6 protein-coding genes are annotated in these 4,601 nt (G+C 65.0%); 3 read left to right on the top strand and 3 right to left on the bottom strand.

The window, feature by feature from the left end:
* The coding region (locus EOA33_RS25090) for an FAD-dependent monooxygenase (protein WP_190234366.1) at positions 1 to 283 on the top strand (283 nt) is incomplete at its 5' end.
* A 13-nt stretch (positions 284 to 296) separates the two neighbouring features.
* Here EOA33_RS25090 and EOA33_RS25085 read toward each other — a convergent pair.
* From EOA33_RS25085 to EOA33_RS25075, 3 genes are read right to left on the bottom strand one after another with little or no spacing between them, the layout of a single operon-like run.
* Positions 297 to 1,397, bottom strand: a complete 1,101-nt coding sequence (locus EOA33_RS25085; protein ID WP_127406849.1) for a thiolase family protein — start codon at positions 1,395 to 1,397, stop codon at positions 297 to 299.
* Positions 1,398 to 2,201 carry a CoA-transferase subunit beta gene (locus tag EOA33_RS25080; RefSeq protein WP_127406848.1) on the bottom strand — a complete coding sequence of 268 codons (804 nt, stop codon included), beginning with the start codon at positions 2,199 to 2,201 and terminating at the stop codon, positions 1,398 to 1,400.
* Positions 2,198 to 3,055: a CoA transferase subunit A gene (locus EOA33_RS25075; RefSeq protein WP_127406847.1), complete on the bottom strand. Its 858-nt coding sequence runs from the start codon at positions 3,053 to 3,055 to the stop codon at positions 2,198 to 2,200. Before EOA33_RS25075 ends, EOA33_RS25080 begins: the two co-directional genes overlap by 4 nt.
* 91 nt (positions 3,056 to 3,146) lie before the next feature.
* On the opposite strand from EOA33_RS25075, the gene EOA33_RS25070 reads away from it, so the two are divergent.
* Complete coding sequence (locus EOA33_RS25070; RefSeq protein ID WP_127406846.1) at positions 3,147 to 3,929, top strand: IclR family transcriptional regulator C-terminal domain-containing protein; 783 nt, start codon at positions 3,147 to 3,149, stop codon at positions 3,927 to 3,929.
* A 182-nt stretch (positions 3,930 to 4,111) separates the two neighbouring features.
* Positions 4,112 to 4,601 (top strand): GntR family transcriptional regulator (locus EOA33_RS25065; protein ID WP_145989270.1); only part of this gene is annotated, 490 nt, incomplete at its 3' end.

Below are 4,601 nucleotides of genomic sequence, written 5' to 3'. Positions count from 1 at the left end.
GGGCCTCAACCTTGCCGCCAGCGACGTGCGCTATCTCTTTGCCGGGCTTCGCGAATTCTATAGCGAGAGATCTCAGGCAGGGCTCGACGCCTATTCAGCCAAGGCGCTGGCGAGGGTCTGGAAAGCGGTGCGTTTCTCGTGGTGGATGACGACGATCCTGCACCGTTTTCCCGAGACGGGCGAATTCGGCCAGCGCATCCAGGAAGCCGAGCTCGACTATCTCGTGCATTCCAAAGCGGCGTCTACCGCTCTGGCGGAGAATTACGTCGGCCTGCCGTATTGATCGGCAAGGCCCGTCAAACCCGCTCCAGCGCGATCGCAATACCCTGGCCGACGCCGATGCACATGGTGGCGAGCGCAAAGCGGCCGCCGCGCTCGCGAAGCTCCAGCGCCGCCGTGCCGGTGATGCGGGCGCCCGACATGCCGAGCGGGTGGCCGAGCGCGATCGCGCCGCCATTCGGGTTGACGTGCGCGGCGTCCTCGGCGATGCCAAGCTGGCGCAGCACCGCGATGCCCTGCGAGGCGAAGGCCTCGTTGAGCTCGACGACGTCGAACTGGTTGGGCGTCAGGCCGAGGCGGGCGCAGAGTTTCTTCGTCGCCGGCGCCGGGCCGATGCCCATAATGCGCGGCGCGACGCCGGCGGCAGCACCGCCAAGGATGCGGGCGATAGGCGTCAGGCCGTGTTTCTTCGCGGCTGCTTCCGAAGCGATGACGGCGCGTGGATGCTCGTCCTTGCCGACCACGATTGCATCGCCCTTCCTTTGCGGGATCGTCACCGGCGTGATCTCCTTTGCCAGCCGGCCATTGGCTTGCGCCGCCACAGCCTTGTCCTGGCTGCGCACGGCAAAGGCATCCTGGTCGGCGCGCGAAACGGCAAAGTCCTCGGCGACGTTTTCGCCCGTTTCCGGCATGGAATCGACGCCATACTGTTTCTTCATCAGCGGGTTGATGAAGCGCCAGCCGATGGTGGTGTCGTGGATCTCGGCGTTGCGCGAGAAGGCGGTGTCAGCCTTGGGCATGACGAAGGGCGCGCGGCTCATCGACTCGACGCCACCGGCGATCATCAGCTCGGCCTCGCCGGCCTTGATGGCGCGCGCCGCGATGGTGACGGCATCCATGCCCGAGCCGCAGAGGCGGTTGACGGTCGACCCCGGAACGTCCTGGGGGAGGCCGGCGAGCAGCAGCGCCATGCGGGCGACGTTGCGGTTGTCCTCGCCGGCCTGGTTGGCGCAGCCATAGATGACATCTTCAACCGCCGCCCAGTCGACGCCGGCATTGCGCTCGACCAAGGCCTTCAAGGGTACCGCACCGAGATCGTCCGTTCGTACCGAGGACAGCGCGCCGCCGAAGCGGCCGATCGGCGTGCGGATGTAGTCGCAGATGAAGGCGTCGGTCATCTATGCAGCTTTCCCCTTGGCGGTCCCCTCATGCGCCGCCTTGGTGCGGGCCTGAAGATCGCGCAATGTCGTCAGCTCGAGTTCCGTCGGCGCCGGCGTCTCGTCAAGGGCCTCGGCGAATTTTACCACCCAGCCACAGGTCGCCTGCACCTGCTCGCGGGTCACGCCTGGATGCAGCGACACGACGGTGAATTCCTTTGTGACCGGATCCGGCTTCCAGATCGCGAGGTCGGTGATCAAAAGCGTCGGGCCGGCCGTATCGATGCCGAGACGCTTGCGGTGATCGCCTCCGTCGCCATGGCCGAAGGAGGTGAAGAAGTCGATCTTTTCGACCATGCCGCGCTTCGACTGCGCCATGGTGATGTAGACCTCTTTTGAAGAGGTGGCGATTTCCGGCGCGCCGCCACCGCCGGGAAGGCGCGTTTTCGGGTGCGCATAGTCGCCGATGACGGTGGTGTTGATATTGCCGAACCTGTCGAGCTGGGCCGCGCCGAGGAAGCCGATGGAGATGCGGCCGCCCTGCAGCCAGTAGCGGAACATCTCCGGCACCGCGACGGTGGTAATCGCTGTCTCGCACAATTCGCCATCGCCGATCGACAGCGGCAGCACATCGGGCGCGGTGCCGATGGTGCCGCTTTCATAGATCAGCGTGATGTCGGGCGCATGGGTCAGCCGCGCGACGTTGCAGGCGGCAGACGGCGCGCCGATACCGACGAAGCAGACATCCTCGCTCTTCAGCGCCCGGCTGGCGGCGATCGTCATCATCTGGTTGGGCGTGAAGCCAAGATTTTCAGCGTCGCTCATGCGGCTTTCCTCAGATGCTCGACGCGACCGGCGAAGTCGGCCGCGCTGCTCTCGATGACGTTCTTCTGCATCCAGGCCTGGAAACGGTCACGGTCGGCGGCGATCTCGTCCCATTCGAGATAGGCCGCGTTATCGCGCGCATAATATCCATGGGTGTAGGAGGGATGCGAGCCGCCCGGCACGACCGCGATCGCGGCGACCGTCCAGTTGGGCAGCACGGTGAGGTTGGGGTGGAGATCGTCGAAATTGTCGACTATTTCCTCGACCGTCACCACGGCGCGCTTGGCCGCGAGAACGGCTTCCTTCTGGATGCCGATGATGCCTTCGACCAGCACATTGCCTTTCCTGTCGGCCTTCTGTGCATGGATGAAGCTGACGTCGGGCCGGATCGATGGAACGGCGGCGAGCACTTCGCCGCTGAACGGGCAGGTGAGCGACCGTATGTTCGGGTTGACCGAAGCGAGGCCGGCGCCGCGATAACCGCGAAAGACCGCGCAGGGCAGGCCGGCGGCACCCGCCTCATAGGCGTTGGCCATGCCGGCGTGGCTGTGCTCCTCGATCTCGATCGCGCGCGGAAAGCCATTCTCGATGGCGTCGCGGGCGCGCCGCAGCAGGCCGACGCCGGGATTGCCGACATAGGAGAAGACGATCTTTCTCGCCATGCCCATGCCGATCATCTGGTCGTAGATCAGGTCCGGCGTCATGCGAATCAAAGTGAGGTCGCGAAAGCCCTGGCGAATGGCCTCATGCGCGGCCGCTGTCGGGATCAGATGGGTGAAGCCCTCGAAGGCGACCGTATCGCCGTCATGCAGGTTCTCCGCGACAGCCTCCTTCAGCGGCAGGAACTTCACCATTCTTCGGCTCCCGGTATCGAAAAGTTCGTATTGCGAACATATGTTTGATATGTGATACTTTCTAATCTTACCCTGAAGGGGAGTCAACGCCATGCAGACGGCTCTAGAAGGCGAGGCCAGTTCGCGCGATCATGTCGGCTCGCTGGAGCGCGGGCTTGCGGTGATGGAGGTCCTCGCGCGTTATCCCGCCGGCATGACGCTGACCGAGATGGCCGAGGAAACCGGCCTGACGCGCGCCGGCGCCCGCCGCTTTCTGCTGACGTTGGTGAACGCGGGTTACGCGACACAGTCGGGCCGGCTGTTTTCGCTGTCGCCACGCCTGCTCACTATCGCGCGGACCTGGCTCGGCGGTGCCTCGCTGTGGAGCTTCGCTGCACCGATCATGCGCGAGGTGGCCGGGCAGTTCGACGAGGCCTGTAACGCCGCGGTGCTGTCGGGCGAGGACGTCGTCTATGTCGCGCGCATCCCCGGCCGCCGCATCCTCAGCGTGGCGCTCGACGTCGGTACCCGGCTGCCCGCCTACTGCACATCGATGGGCCGCGTGCTGCTCTCTGGGCTGCCGGCCGATGAGATGAAGACCTTCCTCGCCGATGCAAAGATCGAGCCGCGGACGCCTCGGACGATCACCAGCCGCGCCGCGCTGGGCAAGGCAATCGACAAGGCGGGGGCGGATGGCTTCGCCATTGTCGACGAGGAACTGGAACTCGGCCTGCGTTCGATAGCCGTGCCGATCAGCGACCGTACCGGCCAGGTAGTCGCCGCCATCAACGTCTCGACGCAGTCGGCCCGGTTCTCGGTCGAGGCGATGGAGCGCGAGATCCTGCCTGTGCTGCGCAAAGCAAAGCAGCGGGTCGAGGAATTCTTCTTCGACTGACTGGCCAGCCAACTGTCTGAAGTCGGCGCCGCCCCTCATCGCCCTGCCGGGCACTTCTCCCCGTATAGTGACGGGGGCTGGCCGCAACGGCGGCGCCTGCATGCGCCGAACTCGACCGTTGACGCCGCCTTTCAAATGCATTATTGAACAGGATTATACAGGTTCAATGAACAGGTATTGATATGGCCCGTCGCGCGACGCAGCTCACTCCCGGCACCGGCAAGCCGGAGCAGATCGCGACGGTTTTGGAGCACGAAATCCGCTCCGGCGTGCTCGGCTTCGGCGACCGTCTGCAGAGCGAGAACGAACTCGTCCAGCGCTTCTCCGTCAGCCGCAACACGGTCCGAAAAGGTCTCGAGGAATTGTCGAGTCGCGGCCTGATCACCACCAGGGTTGGCATCGGTTCCTTCGTCACCTTTGACGGCATGCCGGTCGATGATGCCGTCGGCTGGTCGCGCGCGCTTGCCAATGCGGGCGCCAATGCCGAGACGCGCACGCTGCGGCTCGAAGTCATCGAGGACGCGGAGCTTGCGGCGAAGCTTGGCGTCGACAATCCAGCTTTCATCGCTGTCGATCGCGTCCGCACGAATGCAAATGACGGCCATGCGATCTCGATCGAGCGTAGCCGCCTGCCGCTGTCGCCCGAACTGGAAGACGTGCCGCTGCGCGGCC

The sequence above is a fragment of the Mesorhizobium sp. M4A.F.Ca.ET.050.02.1.1 genome, from assembly GCF_003997725.1.
Classification (GTDB): Bacteria; Pseudomonadota; Alphaproteobacteria; order Rhizobiales; family Rhizobiaceae; genus Mesorhizobium.
The sequence above is the reverse complement of the archived record's forward strand: the minus strand, read 5'-3'. Positions and strand labels throughout refer to the sequence as shown.

What these genes read in the sequence shown, in the direction of transcription:
- EOA33_RS25075 (WP_127406847.1), bottom strand. Translation starts at nt 3,055, where the DNA reads ATGGTGAAGTTCCTGCCGCTGAAGGAGGCTGTCGCGGAGAACCTGCAT.
- EOA33_RS25085 (WP_127406849.1), bottom strand. Translation starts at nt 1,397, where the DNA reads ATGACCGACGCCTTCATCTGCGACTACATCCGCACGCCGATCGGCCGC.
- EOA33_RS25070 (WP_127406846.1), top strand. Translation starts at nt 3,147, where the DNA reads ATGCAGACGGCTCTAGAAGGCGAGGCCAGTTCGCGCGATCATGTCGGC.
- EOA33_RS25080 (WP_127406848.1), bottom strand. Translation starts at nt 2,201, where the DNA reads ATGAGCGACGCTGAAAATCTTGGCTTCACGCCCAACCAGATGATGACG.